Source organism: Aeromicrobium sp. 9AM, from assembly GCF_902506105.1.
Taxonomy (GTDB): domain Bacteria; phylum Actinomycetota; class Actinomycetes; order Propionibacteriales; family Nocardioidaceae; genus Aeromicrobium.
The window spans coordinates 1597458-1617448 of record NZ_LR733304.1 but is presented as its reverse complement, the minus strand read 5'-3'; the positions used below and the strand labels follow the sequence as shown (position 1 = coordinate 1617448).

Here is a 19991-nt window from a genome sequence, read left to right as displayed (position 1 = left end):
GCTCCTTATGCTTCGGCTCGGCCGCTGACAGCGGTGGGCCATTCGACGACGGCGGTGTTGTCGTCTGGGTATGTGACGTCGGTGAAGACCGGCGTGTTGGGAGAGTCGGCCGGGAAGAGGTTGAACACCGGGTAGCGACCGAGGTTGTGGGCGATCGTCCATGTCGAAGCGGGGACGGTCTGGGTGAAGCGGAACGCCCCGCCTGCAGCACCGGGAGGACCAACGACAGGTGCGATCACCACGTTCGGGACGTGCGGCGTGGAGGTCACGAAGTTCGGGATGCCAGGCGTTGACACCACGACATTGGTGTCGGCGGCGAGGATCATGCGCGCCGCACCGAACCCTTCGCCCAGCACAGGTCCGCGGCGCCATCGGTGTAGAACAGTCGCACCTTCGTGGCGCCGTCTTCGAGCAGATCGTTGACGGCAACCTTGTCGACGTCGAACGAGGCGACGTTATCGACGATCGTTGCGGGCCAGACCGTGTCGTCACCGATGCGCAGTTCGATGGTGCAGGTGGGGGACCAGTCGCCGTCGCTGTTGGTCAGCGTGGACACGAAGTCGGCATCCCGGGTGAGGACCACTTGAAGCGAGTCGGGCTGGTTGCCGAGTGTGATGGACACGAGGACTCCTGTGGGTTGGTCGTGGTCGAGGGGGTGGCTTGACACCCTTCAGCGCGAGTCGTACTGTGGGTGTCATGACACCCCGTGGTTACGTATCAGCCGTCAGGATTCTCGGCGTTCTCGCACTCTTCGCGATCCTTGCCGTGGCCGTCGTGTCACATCACTTCGACGGACGTCCGACGTGGTGCCCCTCGGACACGGCCACTGCTCAGTGCGCCGACCTCGACCACACGGCAGCACCGTGAACCCACAGGCTGGCAAGATGAGCCGCGTGACAAGCAAGGGCACGACCCGCCGCAGCATCCGCGTTGACGACGAGGACTGGGACCCATTCATGGCTCAGGCTGAGGCCGAGGGCACTGATGCTTCGGCGAAGATCCGTGCGTTCATCCGCTCGGAGAATGCGAAGGCGCGAGACAGTCACAGCCGCAGCGAGTGAGGCCTAAGCGGTTCGCTTGACGACCATGGCGGTGTGACTGCTGATGTTCACGGACTGTGCGGTGGTGTTCTTCGACCGGAAGCTGAATGTGTGACTGCCCGCCGAAAGGCCAGTGATGCGCCACGTCTTACTCGCTGATCCGCGCCACAACGCAACGCCACCTGAGAGCAGTTGCTTGGTCTCTGCGGTGCCGTCCACGAGGCATTCGATCGTGTTGGTCGTCGCGGTGACACCGACTTGTACGTCGGCGTCGATGCTCACGTCGTACACGGCTGTGGTGCCGGGGGAGGTGACCGACTGGGTCAGGCCGGTCAATGTGACGTTCGTGGTGACCGCAACGTTGACCGTTGATGGGAGCGAGACCTGATATGACTCGTTGGTCGCCAGTCCGGGCAGGTTGACGATGCCGCCTTGCCAGGTGTTGCCGAAGTCGTCGAACACTTGGTAGGAGGAACCATTGGTGAGGTTCGAGCTCGCGGGCGGTGGGTTGGTTGCCGATCCGGCTGGTGGGGTGATCGGGTTGGCGAGGATCGTCAGGGGTGATCCTGCTGTACCCGTGTAGGTGCCGACGCGTTCGAACCGGGTCCGTGGGGTGGAGACTGCGGACTCGTACAACCGCACCTGTGTGATCCCGGTGGGCAGTGTGGGGATGGTCCACTGTGACTTGTAGCGGGCGAAGATGGCCTTGTTGACGGTCGGTGACAGCATCGTCTCTTGCGTGCCGTTCCAGTACGTGTAGCCGTGGTAGACCGGTGACGCGACGACGTTGCTGGTGCCGTATTTGCGGACGACATCGCCCGTGCCTTCGGTGCCCCACAATGCGGTGCCGTCGTAGTAGAGGCCACGTTCGTTGGTGCTGCCGAACCATGCCGTGGGTGCGCCCGATGTCGGGAGCGCGCTGGCGGTGACGGTCGCTCCGGTATTCGCCACGGCAACAGCGCGATGCTGTTCACCGAAGCCTGCCGTGAATCCTGCCGGCGCGGACAGTACGAGTGCTTTGTTGCCAGCCGATGCGGGCATGTCGAACGTGCCGGAGTTGTCGTCCATCAGCACTGTGCCGAGGGGGCCGTTCGCGATCAGGCCGGTCTTGATGGTCTGGGTCAGTGTCATGGTCAAGGTGGTGCCGGTGGCGAACGGCGAATACTTGCGAACCATGACCTCGTTGTTGGCGTAGGACTGGCCGCTGATGGTCTGCGCACCCTGCACGCGGTGTGCGACAAGAACGTAACCAGTGCCAGCCTGCAAACCGATGATCGGATCATTGGTGGCATAGCCGCCAGTGCCGGGTGCGGCGCCGAGGTTGGCGTAGGACTCCGCAGGGACGATGCCGGTCGCTCGGACGCCTCGGATGACGTATAGCGACCCGGCGGACGTTCCCGCAGCGTAGAACCTCGTAGGAGAGATGGCGGTACTGCGCGAGGCGAGGGGTGTGGAGAACGGGAAGGGTGAGAACCACGTCATCGTCGCTGAGGTGCCGTCCGTCGAGTTGACGAAGGTGGCTCGGTCGTCGACTGTGTAGCCGAAGGTGAAAAAGGTCCACAAGTCGGTCGAGACTGTGTCCGTCATGTATTTGGTGGCCGTGGCAAACGGTGTCGCCACACGCGACAGCGGAACCGACACATGATCCAGGGCGAGGGTCGGCGCAGTCACGATCGACGAACCGACCTTGAACGTGCCACCCGGAGGACCAGTCGTCACGCCACCCAACGTCGCGGCCTGCGTCTCAAGACTGCTGATCGTCGCGTCACCAGAGAAGAATGAGTCATCGCCAGACAGCCGAGTCACAAGGTTGTCAGCGGAGTCATAGAACCGCAAACTGTCCGTGTCCCACTCGCCACGCTGACCCGTCTCAGCCGTGCGGAACAGGGTCGAGAACGTCACGATCGCGGCGAGTTGGTCTGCGGTCACAGATCCCACGGCAAGGTCACCCGACGCCGTCTGATCCATACGACCCGACGCCACCGCACCAGCAGGAGCCACGCCGCCCAGAGTCTTCGCGATCAGACAGAAAAAGTAATCCGTGTCATACACGAACGGCGTACCATCCGGCAGAGTCTTCGCCGCAACCATCGTCGCAGGAGTCTCCACCAACAACGTCGCAGGATCACCAGCGACCGGGGTGAACGTCGAAGTCGACACATGCAGTTCATACGTGAACGGGCCATCACCCACCAGGGCATCCCACTTCACGAAGATCAGCTTCAGACCGCCCAGAGTTGCCACGTCGGGGGAGGACGACGGGGCAGGTGGGATATGGGGGGGCACCGTGTCGGGGTCGATGGTCGCACCGTCGAACACGACGGGCCGGCCGATGATGTCCGACACTTCGTAACCGTCGTCACCATCGACGATGGTGACAGTCTCGCACTGGTCATCGTCGCGGATACCCTCAGGGAACATCGCCACAAGACTGTGCTGAATCGTCGCCTCAATCGCGTCGCCAGGCTCGAGCTCGTCATCGGAACCGAGGACCACCGTGGCGTACTTCGTCAACGACAGCGGCGACAACAGGACCGGGTCGCCATCCTCGGCATCAGCCAGCAACGGTGACGACAGGGTCAGCGGTGAGTCGTCCTCAGTCCACGGCAGGTACGTGTACGTGTTGGCGCCGACCGTCAGCAGTCCACCGGACTCCGAGAACGGGTAGATGTCATCGACGTCGAGGTCAGTCACGCCAGCCAGGTGAGCACCCACCAAGGTGGAACCAGTGGCCCGCTCAACAACGGCGACAACCTTCCCTGACTCCATCTACTTCTTCCCCACTCGTCGGCGCAACCGGGTCAACTTGGTCTGGTAGCCGATCGTCATGCCACCCGTGACCAACGACATGGAGAACGACTTCACGCGCACGACACGGGTGAACGCGGACGTCTTCACCGTGATCAGATCCCACGGCTCAAGATGCGGGATGGGCAGGCATGTGAACGTGACATCCACGACCTGCAGCAAGTAGTCCTCGAGCAGGTCACGAGCGCGGGCAGTCGCAGCGGCCGTGGTGCGAAGGTCGCCATTCTCCTCGAACAACGCCCGCCACACCGGCTTGCTATTGCGGCCAATGTTGTACGCGTTCATCGGCGATGACGACGGAGCCTTCGCCACACCAACCACCGGGGTCTTGGAACCCTTCGGCTTGCCACCCGTCACCCGCACGACGTTCTTCATCTCATCGGTCGAGTACGAAATCTGCGGGTCGGACAGCAGCATCCCGTTGCTGTTCGACACGGTGAACGACGACCTCGAAGGCTTCTTCACCGACCGGCACACACCACGGCCGTCGTAGTACAAGATCCGCCCAGCAGTCAACGACGCGTTAACCTTCGTTGCCAACACCCACGGCTGCGAATCTCGAGCGATCGACAAACGCTTAGGCAACCTCTGACGCGACGACGGGAGGCTGATGTAGCGGGACACCTCACCAGACATGCCCAACAGGACGCTGATCGTGGTCGTCTTCAACCCCGACCGGGTGCCAGGCGAGTACGCGTCACCGAGGGCGAACCGTTCCTTGCCGTGCGCTTCAACGTTCACGAAGTCGCCGTCACGGTCAACCTTGATGATCGGACCAGTGAAGACCGGGACGTCGAACCAGCGTGACCCGCGCATCGAGTACACGACACGAATCATGCGGTCCAGATACATGGCACCGTCAGACGGGGAGTTGGAGTCCAATGCCAACGAATGGCCCGGATCGAGGAACGTCAACGTCACCGTCCGGGACACCTCACCAGACGCGGGAACAGTGCCGTTGACCTGACCATCCATCAGCAACTGCGACACCGTTGAGATGACGTTGTGCTCGTTGTCGAGGATCTGCACTGTGGTCTTCAGCTCGCACGTGGACGCCAACAGTGACGCGTACTCTCGCGCCTCAGTGGTGGGCAGACCGAGCGCCAGCATCAGCGGACCTCGAAGTAGTCACAGTCGACATCGACGAAATCGTTGAGGTCGTCCTTGATGTGGTCGGGGACGTTGTACAGGGTTGCCCGGAACGCAGTGTCGACAGCAGTCACGTACACCGGCGTGGACCGGTTCGCGACGATCGCCCGCCAGTGAGCACGCTGCACGTCCAACGAGTCGGCCGAGCTGCGGACGGTTAGGGCACCGGCGATTGAACCCGCCCGGCCATAGACCGACTGGGTCCGCAGTACCGGGTTGCGGGCACCGATCGGGCGGTGAACCTCGGAGACCTCGCTCGCGACGGTGTCAATTGGCGGCGTGTCCGTATCGCGGTTGGCAATCGCCACAGCGTGCAGGCCGTCAGCGGAGACAACCCAGAGGCTGTTCGGGGTGGTGGTTGCGTTGGCTGTGGGGTTGGTCTGCGATGCGAGGCCGCCGACCACAGCGAGCACCGTGTAGGTGTGCGCATGCCGCGGAGTGGCGCCGCGGTCGGTCCACGCGTATCCAGTGCCGCCTGTGGTCAGGTCGGTAGGGTCGAGGTTGGTGGCGATCGTGACACCATCACGGACGACCGAGAAGGAGTCGGGGGCGGTGGCGCGCGTCCACGTCAGCGGAATACCCGGACTGGTGCCGCCAGTCGCCACCAGTGATGACACGCCCGTCACAGCACCTGAGAGGCCGAACGTGAACGCCTTTGTGACCTCGGTGTACACCGGATCGCCCGGCACACCTTCGCGCAGGACCGTGTCCCACACACGCAACACCATCAGGTACGAACCACCCGGAGACAGCACGGGCGGTGTCAGCTTCGGCATCGTCAACGACGTCGAGGTCGAGGTCCGCTTCTGCGAGTCCCACAGAACCAGCGTCGTATCGACAGGGTCGGTGATGAACACCTGATACTGCTTCTGCGTCCCACCCGTCACAGTCCACGCCAGTGTTGGCGTCGGCTCGAACACCGACGTTGACGGGGCGGTGATCGCGACAGTCGGCTTCGCGGTGCGCTTGAACGACACCCACTCGGACCGATCCGACCAGAGCCCAGCGCCATCCTGAACAGCCGCCTGCCAGAACCACTCCTGACCAACAGTCACATCGAACGTCGGCACATACTCGGGAAGGTCCGCAGCGACAACACCCGAGTCGAACGATGGCGTCACGGACGGGGCGCTGAGGTTCATCCACACCTGCAGGGCCGCCATCGACGTGTCACCGGTCAGATCTGAGAAGTCGAACCGCAACGTCGGACGCGCAATCGACACCGAACGTGCAGACGATGGGGCCAGCTCAGTCGGCGCCTGCGGGGCATCGGCGAACTCAATGTCAACGACGGGAGCGAAGTCGGGATCGCTGCGGTCGAACAGTTGCAAAATCGTCGTATTCGTCGACGACAACCGGAACCCGTACCACGGTGCACCATCTGCAACAGCCTGCATCGTGGCTGTCAGATCAATCGGCCATGGCCGCCCGATGACCGCCGAATTGCCCTGCGATGGGGACGAACCGACCGTCCCAGCCGCGATGGGCTGGTCGTCCCACGTAACCTTCGACTCCTGATAACCAGCCGCCAACGGTGTCGCGTCGATGACCCGCGCGCCACCCGTAGCGGCCTCCTTCTGGAACACCGTCAGCGTTGCTGAGATGATCTGCACCCCGCGCGGAAACGGCAGATTGAAATACCCCAGACTGCGTCGGCGGGCACTCGTGGCGCCACTGACCGACGACGACGAGGAGGCACCATAGGGCGTGGTCGGGTTGTTCTCTCGGACCAACGCATCAGACGCGAGAGCAAGAGTCGTGAACGTCATCGTGAACCGGCCCGTCGTTGTCCCGCAGTGAAGTTCTCCTGGCCGGAAATCGCAGCCTCGATGCGACCGTCCACGAAGGTGCCAATCCCGTTCTTGTCGATAGAGACTCGAGCGCCAACAAGAGAAAGTGACATGGCGCCGGACGAACCGCCCACGCCGTGGGTGCCGCCATCTGCGAATGCTGCGACGCCACCGAGGCGAGATACCGTTTCGAGTGCGATCTCCTGCGACCGCTTCCGCTTCGACGAAGCGAACGGGATGTACGCCTCACCACCCGTTTCCGGTTCGGCCCACACGCGCATCGAACCGGCCGGGGCGATCTGCGCAATGTGGTTCTCGCGAATCCCACCATTGGCGTAGTAGTCGACGATGCCGCCGCTGGCCTTTGTGATGCCACCCGGGGTGCCACCCTCGATGTGAATCTTCACGGTCTTGCCGTGCATGCCGTTGATGAACTGCTGCAGGTTGCGGACCTTATTCAGCGCGTCGCCAGTCTCGGCCTGAATGACGGTCTTGATCTGCGACGGGGTCAGACCCAGCGTCGCGAGATACGACTTCATCTTTCCGCGCGAGATGCCCGCAGCCTCGCCAGCGCGGAGGATGCCGGCAGCGCCGCGGAGCATCTTGGCTGACATTTCACCAGCCGTTGCGCCGGCCTCGCCGTCTGCCTGTACGGAAGCCTTCAACGCCTCTACGCGATCGCGAATGGCGTTGCGGTTCTCGCGGCCCTTATGGGTATTCGAGTCGAGCGTGTTGCCGTTCTTGCGGAGCTCGCCAGACAGGGTGGAGATTGACTCTTTCCATGCACTCATGGCGGCGTCCTGACCCAGCAACGGATCAAGGAGTCCATCCAGTGCGTCGTTCAGCTTCTTGACGTCACCCGCCGCACTGTCAGCCTCGCCACCAAGCGCGGTGATCTCGTCAGCGGTCTGCTTCGATGCATCACCGGCCGAATCCATTGCAGCGGTCATGGACGGGAACGCAGCCGAGATGTCCGCGGCCGATGCCCCTGTGTCCTTAGCCCGCTTCGACAGCTCTGAGAACGCTTTCGCGGCAGCCTCGGGGTCGTTCTTACTCAAGCGCGACAGCGCGGAATCCATGTCCTTTATGGCATCGACCTGGGCGTACAGTCCGCCCTTGTTGCCAACGGGGCCGCCACCCTTGAGCCATGTGAAGGTCTCGGTTAGACCCCCGTCGTCGGAGAGGTCCGAGAACGACTTCAGCGCGTCACCGATGCCGCCCATGTCCTTACCGAAGCGGACAGACTTGCCATGCAGGTCATCGCCGAACAGGTCAGCGAGATCGCCGGTCGCCTTGCCACTCTTGGCCAGGCTCTGCAGACTCTTGCCGAGCTTGTCGATCTCGCCCGTCGAGCGGTCATCGAGCGATTCGGCCAGCGAGGTGCCGATGTCAATCGCCGCGAACGCTGCAGCCGCGACCCCAGCCGCACGCATACCAGCCGCTGCTCGAGCACCTGCAGGACCAAGCGCGACCAGATTGGCGCGCATGGCTGCGACGCCGGCAATGGTCTTCGCTGTGAACCACAGGCCGCCACCGAGAATGGCGGTGATGCCAAGAAGCGCCACGGTCGAGGATCGGACAGGACCGGGCAGGTTATTGAAAACGTTGACCGCGTTGGTGGCGCCTTGGACCAGATCGCGGAGACCGCCCTGTGAATCTTCGCCAGCACCGATCAGCGCAGTCTCGAGCGAACCCTTGAACTGCTCAAGGTCGCCCGAGAGATTGTCGAGACGAGTCGCAGCGGTCTCGGCGGCGTAACCGGACTCGTCAACCTTGTCGATCCACGATTGGATCCCGGAGCCGCCCTGAGCGAACACCACAGAGGCAGCACGGACAGCATCGGAGCCGAAGATTGTCTTCATGGCCGCGTTCTGCTGCTCGACCGAGAGATCCTTCAGGCCGTTCTTGAGGCTGTCAGCGAACTTGGTCATCCCGACGAAGTTGCCCTGCGCGTCATACGCGGTGATGCCGAGTCGGTCCATCTCGCTCGCAGCCTTCGCACCGGTCGGCGTGAGCGACTGCAACATGGTCTTGAACGAAGTACCTGCGTCGGAACCGATCAGGCCAGCAGACGCGAACGCCGCGAGCGTGCCGGTGGTCTCTTCGATCGTGAGGCCCGTCTGGGATGCGACGAGACCGGACTGCTTCAGCGCCATGCCGAGGTCGTCGACACCACCCTGCGCCTTGCCAGCACCGGCAGCGAGCAGGTCGGCGATGTGCGTGACCTTGTCGCCGCCGAGGGAGAACTGAGTCATCGCGGTCGCGGCGATCTCGGCCGCGTCACCAACCTCGATCGCGCCAGCGGCAGCCAGGTTCAACGAGCCCGAGAGTCCACCCGCAAGGATGTCCTTCGTCGACACGCCAGCCTTCGCCAACTCCTCGATCGCACCGGCAGCCTCAGACGCCGAGTAGACCGTGTCAGCACCGGCCTTGATCGCAGCAGCACGCAACGTCTCCATCGAAGAGGCAGACTCGTGTGTCGCTGCCTGAACCGCAGACATGGCCTTGTCGAAACGAGCCGTCGCGACCACGATCGCTCCAAGACCAGCAGCAGCGACCAGACCGACCTTGCCCGCGACCGAACCGACAGACGACAAGCTCGCCCGATACTTCGTCGCCTCCTTCGAGGCACCCGTCATCCTGTTCGCAGCATCCGCCGTGGCAGTCGATGCGACCTTCAGACCAGCAACCAGATTCGAGACGTCGCCCCGCAGCACGATCTTGACGATGCGATTCGTCACGGAGACACCGCCTCTCGAAAGGTTTAGGGTGGGGCGATGAGGTGGAGGAAGTGGGAGCCGGTCGACTACGGCATGGCCGGATTCGTCCTGACCATGGCCTCGATCGCCCTACTGCGAAACGGGGCGGTCATCCTCGCTTCGATCGCCGCGCTCGGCACCCTGTATTGCGGGGCGGTTCTCGCTATTGCGAAGGGAGCGCAGACAGCGGATCGTCGTCACCGCTGAACGGGTTCTCGTCGGGTTCACCTGGATCGTCTGACACCCACACGAAGGAGCCATCGGTGGGCAGCCAGCCATCACGGTCGGGTTCAGTCTTTTCGTACTTGCGACGCCAGCGACGTTCATGCATCTGCTGGGCACTCGTCAGGAAGCACGTGTGGAGCCGCGGATGGAACACGGTGGCGGGGTCTGAACAGATCGACCGGAGTTGCCCACACTGAGGGCACAGGGCCGCTTCGTACTCAGCCAGCGCGTACCAGCTGTCACGCTCGTTGACGTCGAACTCAGGCTCGACCTCGGTCACCCATGCGGCGGGTACGCCGTCTTTCCATTCGGTGACCGTGGTGGTGCGCTTCGGCTCCCACCCGTTGAACCTGCGCAGCGACGTGTCGAGGCTGCGCGCGATCTCTAGGTCTCGTCGCTCTCCGTGCTCGTCGGCGAGACGAGGTGCGCTTTTGGGGACGGAGCCTCAGCCCGGTTCAACGCGAACGCCGCGAAGTAGAGCCGGTCGTTGTCGATGTCCGACAACTGGTCCAGATCATCTTCGGACAGGTCCGGCTCGACGACCGACGCTGCGATGAGGACGTCCTTGAACGTGTCCTCGTTGACGCCTACGGCTTGGTCTGAGCGGCTGTCCTCGCGCGGCGGGTGAGCGGCTACGAGCTCGCGCCACTTCCGCCGACCCAACGCCTTGACCTTGATGTCGAGAGCCGAGACTTCCGCCTCAGCCACCAGTTCGGCGTGCTGATCGGCGATGTCGGTCGACGACTCACCATCCGCGGCGAGCGGACGAGACGACGACTTCTCCGACTCCAACGCTGCCTCATACTTGCGCTCGAGGTGGCGGATGCGATCAAGGTAGTCGCCCTGGTAGATGGTGACGACAGTGGTGCGGGGTTCGATGGTGGCCATGCTGGACTCCTGCGCTCGGATGCTCGGAAGTGCTCAGAAAGAGGTGAAGCGTGGGAGGCCGGACTCCGAGCAGGGCCGACCTCCCACAACCGGGGTCAGACCACAGCGACGTTGAACGCCGGGGTGTCCGTGATCGACACGGCCTGGCTGAACGCGACGACACCGTCCGCGCCCGTACCGGTCTTCGTCGGAACCTTCGTGCCGAGCTGGACCGGGACGACGTTGACGTAGTCGCCGGCAGCGACGACCGTGGTGCCGGACTTGCCGAGACGCTGGACGAGGTAGCCGCTCGAGTTGTCGACGAGTGCCTCCCATGCCTTCTTGCCGGCCGATGCCGGGGCGCCCTGAGCGTCGAAGCTGACGACCATGTCGGCCATCGAGAACGATGTGGCACCGTTCGACTCAAACGTGACCGTCTCGCACAAGCGCCGCGGCAGGGTGACCTTGTCCGTCGTGCCCGAGAGGCCGTCCTGGTCGCCGAAAAGCGCGCACGACAGGTTGATGCCGGTGGCGGCTTCGATCTCGACCGCGGTGGGTGCGGTCTTCGATGCGATGGTGAGGACGAAGATCCAGCTTTCGTTGCCGAACGCCTTGACGAGCGCGGGCTTGGTAGGTGCTGCCATGTCAGTTCTCCTTCTGGTCGACCGACGCAGCGGCCTTGTTTTCCGCAGCCTTCTTGGCCACGGTGGTCTTGTGCTTCGCTGGCAGCGGTTCCCCGGTCGGGTCCGTCGCGGGCTTGTCGAGCTTGGTGAAGAGGTCGGGCTCGAGGTCGAAACGAGATTCAGCGACGCTGTACTCGTGGCCGGTCTCGTTGTCCCGGACGCGGACAAAGTTGGTCATGATCACTCCGTGGGGTAGGCGGTGAGGGTGTAGGTGACGGTCTTGTAGAGCAGTTCGCCGATGTCGGTGTCACGCAGCAGGGGTGACGCGGCCTCGACTTGCGCGGTCGTGAGATCCCATCCGGTGACGGTCAGCTTCTTGTCGAGGAACGCGGCGTCCGCCTTCGCAACAGCGAAGTCAACCTCGCCCGCCGTTTCGCCGAATGCCTGCACGGCGATGCGGTACGAACGCGAGCCGAACTGCGCTGACAGGCTGTAGTTCTCCGCTGAACCGGAACTGGCAGAGACCACGTTGTAAGGGGTCGATGGAGCGAGAGGCACCTCACCGCCAGCGAAGACCGACTCAGGACGCCACGCCGCTACCAGAGCAGCCACGGCCGTCTTCTGTAGGTCGGCAGCCATCAGAGCCCCAGATGGGCGAGGGCTGCGTCGATGCGTCGGTCAATCAGGGGGATCACTGTGTCCGCGGCGCGCTGACCGTCAAGGTGCGGCGGCTGGTTCCTCGAGCCGTTCTCGAACGACATGCCACCCTGAGGCTTTGCGGGGTTCGGGCCGACCTCGATGACGATGTCCTTGCCGATCTGCATCTCAGAGTCGATCGAGTCGGGGTAGTGCTTGCCATGCTCACCGGACGTCGACCGTGCATTCGCGGCCCACGTCTGCACCAGTTCCTCGCCACCAGCCTTGAAGACGCCGATCATCGCCCCGGTGGAACGGGCGCTCATCCTGCCCAGATCGGATGCCAGGGCGGAGAGCTCGTGCGTGTCGAAAGTGATCACGGCTTCTCCCTCACATTCAGGCGAGTGGCGGTGGCGTAGGTCTTGTTCATCGGGTCGCCAACCAGGAACACGCGACCCTCAAGCCGCGGATCGTTCGGGTTCGTGTCACAGGTGATCTCGTCGTCCTGCTCAACCTGCGGCTTGCTCACCGGGTAGTGGATCTGCAGCTGGTCGACAGCCACACGCCGGCCACCCGAGTCCACATCGCTCGTAGCGAGTGACCCTGTCGTCTGGAACTTGGCCGGCGACGTGAACCGCACCGCCATGACCGGGACTTCCTTGCCGGTGACTGGATCCTGTGTCATGCGGCTGGTCTTGTAACGCACGGTGATGCTCGCCGTCATCAGCGACTCGGCCAGTGCGCGGCCCTCGGACAGGCCGATCGCCACCTGAGCGGCGAAATCTGCGGTCATGACGGAAGGATCGAGAACGCCTTGGACCGGCGCGGGCGCACCGGCAACAGCGACACCCACTCCGCATCCGTGATGGTCAGAGCCTCACCCGTATCGACACCCTCGCGACGGGTCGTGTTCGAGATCGAAGCGTCGTCGACCGAACGGGTAGTTGTGGTCGAGGTCGAGCTTGTGGGGTTGTTGATCTTGTCGACGACCCGGGCGACCTCAACATCGATGACGTCTTCCTCGGTCGGCGCGTCAAGGGCAACCTGTACGTCAAGGTCGTAGCCCTCACGGGTGAAGCGCCGACGAATCGCACGCTCCACCCGCTCGAGCCATGCTTCCCACTGCGCAGTTTCGGCAGCGGAGACCGCGGGACGGCCGAGCTCTACCTCAACATCTGATGCTGACGCGTAAGCCATGGCCGTCCCGCCTTCCTACTTGTTGCTGATGTACTCGAGGTCGAGCAGGTGGTCGATCGACTCCTGCTGCGTCCCCTCGGGAACAACGTCGCCACGGAACAGGTGGACGACGCTGCCCTTGCCGTTCTTGACGGCGACCAGCGGTGCGGTGACGCGGTAGTCACCCTTGGCCGGTCGGACCTCCGAGTCAGACTTCGACTCGGCCTTCTTCGCAGCCGCCGACATCAGATGCCGGTGATCGCGTAGCCGGCCAGCGGGTCAGTCACGACCGGCGCGAAGTTCGCGCGGGCACGCAGGCGCCACGCGTCGTTCTCGTCGACACGCATGACCTTCGACTGGACGAGGTCCGTGGCCTGCTGGTAACCGCCACCGAGATCCTCGGTCGCGATGAAGCCCAGCTGGTTCGTGTCCAGAACCCACGCCTTCGTACCGACAGCGCCCGGCAGGTTCGCCGTGCTCGTCGGGATGACCTCGAGGCCGGCGAGGATGCTGAAGCGACCCGAGTAGACCGGGTTGCTCTTGTCCTCACGAGCCATCGCAGCAGCGATCGTCGGATCCGACGCGAGGAGTGCCCACGCGTTGTCATCGACGAGCAGGACGTTGGGCTCGTAGCCCAGACCGTTCGCCTGGATCGCGGCCTTGGCCTTCAGGATGTCCCGAAGGATGGTCGTCGAGGTCGCCCACGCTGTGCCAGCCGCCGCGGATGCGGTGACTGCCGAAGCGATGAGCGAGATGACCGAACCGTCGATGGCCTTGCCCTGCGAGTTGACCAGCTTGCGCAGGCCCTTCTCGACGGGGTCCATGTTGCGACGCTTGATCGCCTCATCGGTGACGAGGGTGTCCTTGCCGGACTTGACGACACGAGCGAGACCCGCAGGGCCGTCGCTGATCGTGGTCATCGTGTACTCAGCGCCGGGGGAGACGACCTCGGGGGCAGCGTCAGCGAAGATGCCTTCCACGGTCTCGTAGCCGACAGCGCCACCGGTCGTCTCCTGACGACCGCTCAGGAGCAGGTTGCCGACGTAACGCAAGTCGGCGAGCTCCTGAATGCGCCGCGCGACGAACAACGGGTTCGCCAGGAAGCGAGAGGCAGTGAGCAGCGGGTCTGTGTAGCTGAGACCCTGCGGAGGATAAGTAGCCATGAGAGGTTACCTTTCGCTTTCAGCGGCCGAACTGAACGCGGACAACCACGTCAGTTCCGGTCGTAAGGGCGATACCGACCTGCTGGCCGGCGGGAGGCGTGGCGGACGCGACGACCGTGCCGGCTGCACCGGCGATGACCGGGGAACCGGCCGTGACTGCACCGGACGCCAGAACTTCCTGGACGCCACCGGCGTAGATGGTGACGTTGTCGTTCAGGACCGCGTCAAACGCGGCCACACCGACAACGGCGGTTGAAGCGGCACCAGCCGGGGCGACAGTGTTGACGCCAGAGATGGCGACGACCTGACGCGCCGTGATCGTCGTCGACGCCTTGAGCGTCAACGCCTGACCTGGCTTGTAGACCGGGAGATACTCAGCCATGAGATGGCCTTTCTATTTCGGAGGGGGATAGAACTTGGCGTATTCCGCTTCGGCGAGCGCCTCAGGGGAACCGGGTGCCCCGCCCTGGCCCTGACCGGGATTGGTCTGGAACTCAGGGGTGCCGGCAGCGGCGGCTTTGAGCCGTGCGTACTCGGCGGCCATCTCGGCCTGGGCGGTGAGCTTCTCCGTGTCCGTCTCGGTCAGGAGGTGGTGGTACTCCGCAGGGACGCCCTTCTCGGCGGCTATACGGAGCCGTGTGGTCTCGCGCTGCGAAGCCTCGAACTTCTCCTGCAACGACTTGACCGTCTCGGCCAGGGCGTCTTCGGACTTCGGGGGTTCGGTGAGACCAAGAGCCTCGGCGAGTGCCTTGTTGCGGGCCTCTGTTGATGCCTGCATTTCGGCCACCTTCGTCTCGAGTGCCGACGTGTCGGGGGCCTTTTCCTTGCGAAGGTTCTGGATGAGCTCCCACGCCTCTGCAGGCTTGAAGTTCTCATCACTGCCCCACGGTGGCGCTTTGGGCGTCTCGGGGGTCTTCGCTGCAGCGGCCGGCGGTGTCGCCGGGGCCGCGGGTTCGGCAGGCTTCGCTGCAGCAGGAGCCTGGGGGGTGGGTGTGGTGGGTTCAGCCATGATGCACTCCGTCTCGGAGTCAGTCCCGGGGCATCTCGCGTCCGGGGAAATCTGGGGCCTACGTGATGTAGGAGTAGCGACGCAGGTACGCGACCAGCTCGTCACGTGAACGCGCCTGCTTCGCAATCTGCTGCGGGGTGAGGCGGGCCGTGGTCGTCGTACTGAGCCGATAGTTCGACACCGCGCCTTGTGTGCGAGCCGTGCCCCGAGTGATCTGACCAGTGCGGGCAATCTCAGCACGGCCAAACACGCCACGAGCCGACGTTCCCGATGTGGTGATCTGCCGGCGCTTCGCGCCCTCACCGACCATCGACATCCCGCGACGGGCGTTCACGACTTGGTTGATGTCGCCACCGGCCTCGATCGCGGCCCGCTGAGCTCGAGACAGATCCTTGATGAGCGACAGATCCGCAGTCGGATCGAACACGAAACCCTCAGATTTCGCCCAATCAACACCGGCTGCGGGCTGGTGAACGCAGTCACATTTTGGATGTCTGCGGAACCCGGCCGAGTACCGGTAGACACGGCCCGCGAGCACAGCGCAACGCTGACATGAAGGAGGGTTCAAGAACCGGGTGTAGCCGGTCAGATTCGACCGGGTCGCCGTTCCCAGCATCGTCGCCGTGCGGCCCACGTCTGCTATCTGGGACGAGACCACCGGACCAAGCCACGACAGGCCCTCACGGAGCGCCTGAGGGGCGTTCAGACCCTTCTCGGCTGCGGCCTCACGCGCCGCGACCACGCTCCCGTACAGCAACCCGTCCAAGGGGTAGCCGTCTGACGAGTATCCGGCAAGACTGGCGGGTCGAACGTCGCCTACGGGCTGATCAGCCAGATCAACCTCAGCAAGGAACGCCGTCATGTAGTCAGTGGACTCTCGCGCCATCTTCAACTGCGCGGAGGAGACGACACCGACGACGTCGGGGCTGATCCGCTGCCACGACGTGTTCCAGTCACCACCCATCCTGCGCCAGATTCGGCGTAGGTCCGCGAGTGCATCCTTTTGGATGCGCTGCTGGGTCCGGTACTGGTTACGCGTTGCCGCTGTTGACTGCACTGCCGTCGTCCGTCAGTGGCCGGTTGGCGCGGTTGAACGCGTCGTCCTCTCGGACGCCGGCCGCTTCTTCTCGCGCTTCCATGGCGGCGATCGTGGTGGCCGTGTAGCCGTAGTCGACACGCGCCTGGTGGAGGTCTGAGATGCCGGCCGCGTAAGTCTTCGTGGCCGCATCCGCCATCGCGCTCTTGGTGGGCTTCGACGGGTCCCGCCAGATGGTCTCGAGCAACTCCATGCCGGCAGGGTCGCGGCCCTCGACAGCAGCAGAGAGGCGCATGACTCGTGCGTAACCAGCGCCACGGCTCACGTGGACCCGCTCAACACGGGTCGTCATGTCTTCCTTCGCGGCACGGATACCATCCGCCGATGCGGGGTTGTCCGCAACGCCGAACCCGAACTGTGCCGGGTTCATGTCACACAAGCCAGCACCGATACGACCCAAGCTGCTCAGGCTCTCGTGGAAGTTCCGCAGATCCGCGGCCGGAAGCTGCTTGATGTCCGGTGTCGGACCCTGCTCATCCTTCGGCAGCGTCTTACCATCGTCGTCAGCTTCGGCCGGAACAACCCACAGGGTGCCTGTCGCCGACTTGACCGCGTCCCGGTTGATCGAGCCGTCGTCATTGAAGAACATCGCCTCAGCGACGTCGATCGCCAACATCCTCGGCATCGCATGGAAGTGCGAGGTGGCGAGCATGTGGGTGGCGATCAGGTCCGCAGCATCGGTGAGCGGCGCCAAGGCCCGGAGCTCGGAACGACCGACACGCTGGCGTTGACGGTTCAGGAACCGCACCACTGGCACATCAGGAGACGACTGCAGCTTGGCCGGTGCTGACATCCACTTCATCGTCTGCCCACCGCCGACAGGCTTGCCGTTCTCGAACTCGACCATCCGTGAACCATTGGTGCCAGCGACCTGCAGCACAGCCCGGTCGTCGGTCGTCGCGTTCTGATCCGACTTGTAGAACAGCAACGACGCAACCGTCTTGCGGGTGCGCGGGTCGATCTCGATCGCCATCTGATCCGGCGACTCCACAGTGATCAACGCGCCCTCATCAGACGGGCCAACCACCATGTACGAGACGCCCGTGACCAGCGAAGCCACGTTGTTCTCGGACTCGAACTCAGGCAGATCGTTGCGGCGCCAGATCTTCCACAGATCCTCGTCAAACTCATCGGAACCAGGCAGCCGGAAACCCTCCGTGATGCAACGCCGGTCGATAGTGTCGATGAACTTCTCATGCCAGTTGATCGTCAACGCAGGAAAGCGGTCATCCTGCTCAGCGAGCAACCGTGACACCCACAAGTGGAGCCGTTCGCCGTCGTACCGCTGCCACCAGTCGCGAATCTGCGCAGTGTTGGCGTTGCGGCGCGCAGACAGACGCTTGAACCAGTCCTCGTCTGAAAGGTCGCTCAGCTTCACAGCGGCTCCTCTCAGCGGATGACGGCCATACGGCGGGGTTTGGTGGTGCGGATCCTCGCCCAACCGCCAGCACGGGCATCGGCTGCAGCTTCGTGGGCGAGGACGTCAGCCATCTCGGCGTCGATCTTCTGATGTTCGGAGGGCTTCCCGAGGATGTACCGGTCGCCGGCCTTCGCGACCTTGCGGGCGTTCAGCGCGTGCGTTCGTGTGACGACGCACCCGTCATGGGTGGTCGAATCCTCAACAAGGTCGGTGTGGTAGCGGTTCAGCGCCGGGTACATGCGCCCGATCTGGTTCGTCGGCCACTGCACCACAACTTCGTCGCCATGCTCGAGCTCCCACGCATCGGCCTGGGTTTCCCAGTGGCGCGGGTCGATGTAGAATCGGGCGATCTTGAACTCGCGGAACAATTGGTCCGCGGCGGCAACAACTTCGCCTCGTGGGATGTTGCCGTTCCATTCGGCCGGATTCCAGATCGTGGGCCGGTTGTCAGGACCATAGGTTGGGGTGAAGCGGTGGCCGTCGATTGTCTCGGCGCGGATGACTGTCCAGTCACCAGACACCGAGCCATCCATGCCAAGCGAGATCCGCTTGTCGGGGATGATCTCAAGCCGGGTCTGACGCGTCCACAACGCATCGTCGATGAAAGCGCCGAGACCCTGAACCAGCCTGTTGCCGAAGAACCGTTCAGCCTGGGTCGGGTCGGTCTCGACAAGCTCAGCGGCCTCAGCGTCAATGCCGGCCGGATCAACCCACGGTGAATCGGCGTACACGTAGGCGTGGATCTTGTGACGGTCCCGCTTCGACCCGTAAGACAGGTCGGCGGGCGGCTTCCGGTAGTACCGGAAGATGTCATCCCGCTTAGACTCGAACGCCTGCTGTGCCGCGCTGTTCTCCATCGGATCCCACGGGTTCGTAAGCTCGATCGTCCGGCCCTGCATGGCAGCGATACCGCGACGCATCGTCTGCCACGTGTCGAGAACCTTGTTGCTCGAGGTGTACAGGCCCGACTCATCACCAAGCCCGCCCGTAAGCGGCTGGCCAAGCTTCGAACGGGCCGCAGCCGACAGAGGGACGATCTTGCCGCGATTCGGAAGGCGGATGAAGCCCTCACGGACGAACACGAACTCACTCAGCGGACCCGAATGGATCATCGTCTGCAGCGGCTCATACACGTTCTGCGTCTGCGACTCCGCATAGGCCAAAAGACCCAGCAGAGACTTGCGGCGAGGGATACCCATCGCTTCACCGGGAGCGTATTCGTACTCCCAGCCGCAACCGCAGCCGTGATCCTCGCAGCGGTAGACCTCGTCGCCGAGTGCCCAACCCGCAAACAGCGAGGGCCCGACGCCGTCACAGAGAAGCTCGCCGGCACCCCACGGAGACTTGCCGCACTTCTGTGGCCCGACGACCACTGATCGACGGTAGTGAAACGGTGCCAGCAGTCGGCGCGGATCGACCACCGCATCCGGCACGATCCGGTGATGATTCACCGAGCAGTAGAGTTGCCAACCGTTGAACGCGAGATCGTCGCCCTCATACACGCCACCTGGCACCTTGCAGTGCCGCTCGATCCAGTCGACTCGCAAGAACCCGAGCGTGTGCAGCGGATCAAAGTCCAGAGTCAGGTCATCAACGGCCACTGCCGCCGACGACCTTCATGCGATCACGAGACGACTTCGGCTTCGTTGCCGTGGTCGACTTCTCGGAACGCTTGCCAGCCGTCTCATCGACAGCAACCTTCCAACCCATCTCAGCAAGGCCAGCCGTGGAAAGGCCAGCACGATCACCGAGACGATGGAGATTGCCGAGGAGTGCGGCAGGAGCCTCGGGGTCTTCGCAACGAACAGCCGTGCGAACCCACAACGCCACATCCCACCAACGCCACCGCTCCGAAGGCTGCGACCAAGCCGCACCGTGTGGGCCGCGCCACTTCTCTTCCCACAACTCAAGCTCACGGACCGAAGCCTCAGCGAGAGGGAACGCCGGAACCTCGCCATCGAACGACGCTGGCAAGGCGGTCAGGGAGTAGCCGCGCTGATCACTACGACCGGAACGCTCATCAGCCGGCGGGCCGGAACGATTACGAGCACCACCAGAAGCCATTCGGGATCACTCCTTCGGCAGCATCTCGCTGCACTACGGAAAGCCGCTCAGCATCTCGCTGACGGCAGGCATTCGGGACGGTTCGAAAGACTTTGAACCCTCCGCAGAGAAAAGAGCCCTTACCCACGGTCTATGTTTCGGGCGGGGGAGGGGAGGGGTCGATGGG

22 protein-coding genes are annotated in these 19991 nt (G+C 63.7%); 1 reads left to right on the top strand and 21 read right to left on the bottom strand.

Going from position 1 to position 19991, the window contains the following annotated elements; genetic code table 11:
• Positions 1-5: 5 nt before the first annotated feature.
• Positions 6-326, bottom strand: a complete 321-nt coding sequence (locus BOSE46_RS14295; RefSeq protein ID WP_159540876.1) for a hypothetical protein — start codon at positions 324-326, stop codon at positions 6-8.
• Positions 323-622 (bottom strand): hypothetical protein, encoded by a 300-nt coding sequence (locus BOSE46_RS14290; RefSeq protein WP_159540875.1) that lies wholly within the window; start codon positions 620-622, stop codon positions 323-325. The genes BOSE46_RS14295 and BOSE46_RS14290 overlap by 4 nt, the downstream gene beginning before the upstream one ends.
• A gap of 262 nt (positions 623-884) precedes the next feature.
• Between BOSE46_RS14290 and BOSE46_RS14285 the strand changes: the two genes are divergently transcribed.
• A complete protein-coding gene (locus tag BOSE46_RS14285) occupies positions 885-1061 on the top strand; it encodes a hypothetical protein (protein ID WP_159540874.1) in 177 nt (58 codons plus the stop codon).
• A gap of 3 nt (positions 1062-1064) precedes the next feature.
• On the opposite strand, the gene BOSE46_RS14280 is transcribed toward BOSE46_RS14285, so the two are convergent.
• From BOSE46_RS14280 to BOSE46_RS21470, 19 genes are all read right to left on the bottom strand, one after another.
• Positions 1065-3734 carry a hypothetical protein gene (locus tag BOSE46_RS14280; RefSeq protein ID WP_159540873.1) on the bottom strand — a complete coding sequence of 890 codons (2670 nt, stop codon included), beginning with the start codon at positions 3732-3734 and terminating at the stop codon, positions 1065-1067.
• Positions 3735-3809: 75 nt separating this feature from the next.
• Positions 3810-4958: a hypothetical protein gene (locus BOSE46_RS14275; protein WP_159540872.1), complete on the bottom strand. Its 1149-nt coding sequence runs from the start codon at positions 4956-4958 to the stop codon at positions 3810-3812.
• Positions 4958-6766, bottom strand: coding sequence for a DNRLRE domain-containing protein (locus tag BOSE46_RS14270; protein WP_159540871.1), 1809 nt, complete (start codon positions 6764-6766; stop codon positions 4958-4960). The genes BOSE46_RS14275 and BOSE46_RS14270 overlap by 1 nt, the downstream gene beginning before the upstream one ends.
• Complete coding sequence (locus BOSE46_RS14265) at positions 6763-9528, bottom strand: phage tail tape measure protein (protein ID WP_159540870.1); 2766 nt, start codon at positions 9526-9528, stop codon at positions 6763-6765. Before BOSE46_RS14265 ends, BOSE46_RS14270 begins: the two co-directional genes overlap by 4 nt.
• Before the next feature lie 181 nt (positions 9529-9709).
• Positions 9710-10051 carry a hypothetical protein gene (locus BOSE46_RS14260; protein WP_159540869.1) on the bottom strand — a complete coding sequence of 114 codons (342 nt, stop codon included), beginning with the start codon at positions 10049-10051 and terminating at the stop codon, positions 9710-9712.
• 104 nt (positions 10052-10155) lie between these two features.
• A complete protein-coding gene (locus BOSE46_RS14255) occupies positions 10156-10659 on the bottom strand; it encodes a hypothetical protein (RefSeq protein WP_159540868.1) in 504 nt (167 codons plus the stop codon).
• Between the two features lie 95 nt (positions 10660-10754).
• Positions 10755-11282 carry a hypothetical protein gene (locus tag BOSE46_RS14250; protein ID WP_159540867.1) on the bottom strand — a complete coding sequence of 176 codons (528 nt, stop codon included), beginning with the start codon at positions 11280-11282 and terminating at the stop codon, positions 10755-10757.
• Between the two features lies 1 nt (position 11283).
• Positions 11284-11499 (bottom strand): hypothetical protein, encoded by a 216-nt coding sequence (locus BOSE46_RS14245; protein WP_159540866.1) that lies wholly within the window; start codon positions 11497-11499, stop codon positions 11284-11286.
• A gap of 2 nt (positions 11500-11501) precedes the next feature.
• On the bottom strand, positions 11502-11873 hold the full coding sequence (locus BOSE46_RS14240) for a hypothetical protein (protein ID WP_159540865.1): 372 nt from the start codon (positions 11871-11873) through the stop codon (positions 11502-11504).
• Between the two features lie 26 nt (positions 11874-11899).
• Positions 11900-12277: a hypothetical protein gene (locus tag BOSE46_RS14235; protein ID WP_159540864.1), complete on the bottom strand. Its 378-nt coding sequence runs from the start codon at positions 12275-12277 to the stop codon at positions 11900-11902.
• A complete protein-coding gene (locus tag BOSE46_RS14230) occupies positions 12274-12690 on the bottom strand; it encodes a DUF6093 family protein (RefSeq protein ID WP_159540863.1) in 417 nt (138 codons plus the stop codon). Before BOSE46_RS14230 ends, BOSE46_RS14235 begins: the two co-directional genes overlap by 4 nt.
• Entirely contained in the window at positions 12687-13094 is a 408-nt protein-coding gene (locus BOSE46_RS14225) for a Gp19/Gp15/Gp42 family protein (protein WP_159540862.1), read from the bottom strand. The genes BOSE46_RS14230 and BOSE46_RS14225 overlap by 4 nt, the downstream gene beginning before the upstream one ends.
• A 15-nt stretch (positions 13095-13109) precedes the next feature.
• A complete protein-coding gene (locus tag BOSE46_RS14220) occupies positions 13110-13319 on the bottom strand; it encodes a hypothetical protein (protein ID WP_159540861.1) in 210 nt (69 codons plus the stop codon).
• The gene (locus BOSE46_RS14215; RefSeq protein WP_159540860.1) at positions 13319-14236 is read right to left on the bottom strand and encodes a hypothetical protein; all 918 of its coding nucleotides are present in this window, start codon (positions 14234-14236) and stop codon (positions 13319-13321) included. Before BOSE46_RS14215 ends, BOSE46_RS14220 begins: the two co-directional genes overlap by 1 nt.
• 19 nt (positions 14237-14255) lie before the next feature.
• Positions 14256-14618, bottom strand: a complete 363-nt coding sequence (locus BOSE46_RS14210; protein WP_159540859.1) for a capsid cement protein — start codon at positions 14616-14618, stop codon at positions 14256-14258.
• A 12-nt stretch (positions 14619-14630) separates the two neighbouring features.
• Positions 14631-15245, bottom strand: coding sequence for a hypothetical protein (locus tag BOSE46_RS14205; RefSeq protein ID WP_159540858.1), 615 nt, complete (start codon positions 15243-15245; stop codon positions 14631-14633).
• Between the two features lie 58 nt (positions 15246-15303).
• Positions 15304-16209, bottom strand: coding sequence for a hypothetical protein (locus BOSE46_RS14200; RefSeq protein ID WP_159540857.1), 906 nt, complete (start codon positions 16207-16209; stop codon positions 15304-15306).
• A 67-nt stretch (positions 16210-16276) separates the two neighbouring features.
• On the bottom strand, positions 16277-17719 hold the full coding sequence (locus BOSE46_RS14195; protein ID WP_159540856.1) for a phage portal protein: 1443 nt from the start codon (positions 17717-17719) through the stop codon (positions 16277-16279).
• An 11-nt stretch (positions 17720-17730) separates the two neighbouring features.
• Entirely contained in the window at positions 17731-19362 is a 1632-nt protein-coding gene (locus BOSE46_RS21470; RefSeq protein ID WP_236551756.1) for a hypothetical protein, read from the bottom strand.
• Between the last annotated feature and the right edge of the window lie 629 nt (positions 19363-19991).

Excerpts from the sequence above, each read along its gene's own strand:
- BOSE46_RS14220 (WP_159540861.1), bottom strand. The coding sequence starts at position 13,319 with ATGTCGGCGGCTGCGAAGAAGGCCGAGTCGAAGTCTGACTCGGAGGTC.
- BOSE46_RS14255 (WP_159540868.1), bottom strand. The coding sequence starts at position 10,659 with ATGGCCACCATCGAACCCCGCACCACTGTCGTCACCATCTACCAGGGC.
- BOSE46_RS14200 (WP_159540857.1), bottom strand. The coding sequence starts at position 16,209 with ATGGGTGGTGACTGGAACACGTCGTGGCAGCGGATCAGCCCCGACGTC.
- BOSE46_RS14205 (WP_159540858.1), bottom strand. The coding sequence starts at position 15,245 with ATGGCTGAACCCACCACACCCACCCCCCAGGCTCCTGCTGCAGCGAAG.
- BOSE46_RS14210 (WP_159540859.1), bottom strand. The coding sequence starts at position 14,618 with ATGGCTGAGTATCTCCCGGTCTACAAGCCAGGTCAGGCGTTGACGCTC.
- BOSE46_RS14230 (WP_159540863.1), bottom strand. The coding sequence starts at position 12,690 with ATGACCGCAGATTTCGCCGCTCAGGTGGCGATCGGCCTGTCCGAGGGC.
- BOSE46_RS14250 (WP_159540867.1), bottom strand. The coding sequence starts at position 11,282 with ATGGCAGCACCTACCAAGCCCGCGCTCGTCAAGGCGTTCGGCAACGAA.
- BOSE46_RS14285 (WP_159540874.1), top strand. The coding sequence starts at position 885 with ATGAGCCGCGTGACAAGCAAGGGCACGACCCGCCGCAGCATCCGCGTT.
- BOSE46_RS14225 (WP_159540862.1), bottom strand. The coding sequence starts at position 13,094 with ATGGCTTACGCGTCAGCATCAGATGTTGAGGTAGAGCTCGGCCGTCCC.
- BOSE46_RS14275 (WP_159540872.1), bottom strand. The coding sequence starts at position 4,958 with ATGCTGGCGCTCGGTCTGCCCACCACTGAGGCGCGAGAGTACGCGTCA.
- BOSE46_RS14270 (WP_159540871.1), bottom strand. The coding sequence starts at position 6,766 with ATGACGTTCACGACTCTTGCTCTCGCGTCTGATGCGTTGGTCCGAGAG.
- BOSE46_RS14245 (WP_159540866.1), bottom strand. The coding sequence starts at position 11,499 with ATGACCAACTTTGTCCGCGTCCGGGACAACGAGACCGGCCACGAGTAC.
- BOSE46_RS14295 (WP_159540876.1), bottom strand. The coding sequence starts at position 326 with ATGATCCTCGCCGCCGACACCAATGTCGTGGTGTCAACGCCTGGCATC.
- BOSE46_RS14215 (WP_159540860.1), bottom strand. The coding sequence starts at position 14,236 with ATGGCTACTTATCCTCCGCAGGGTCTCAGCTACACAGACCCGCTGCTC.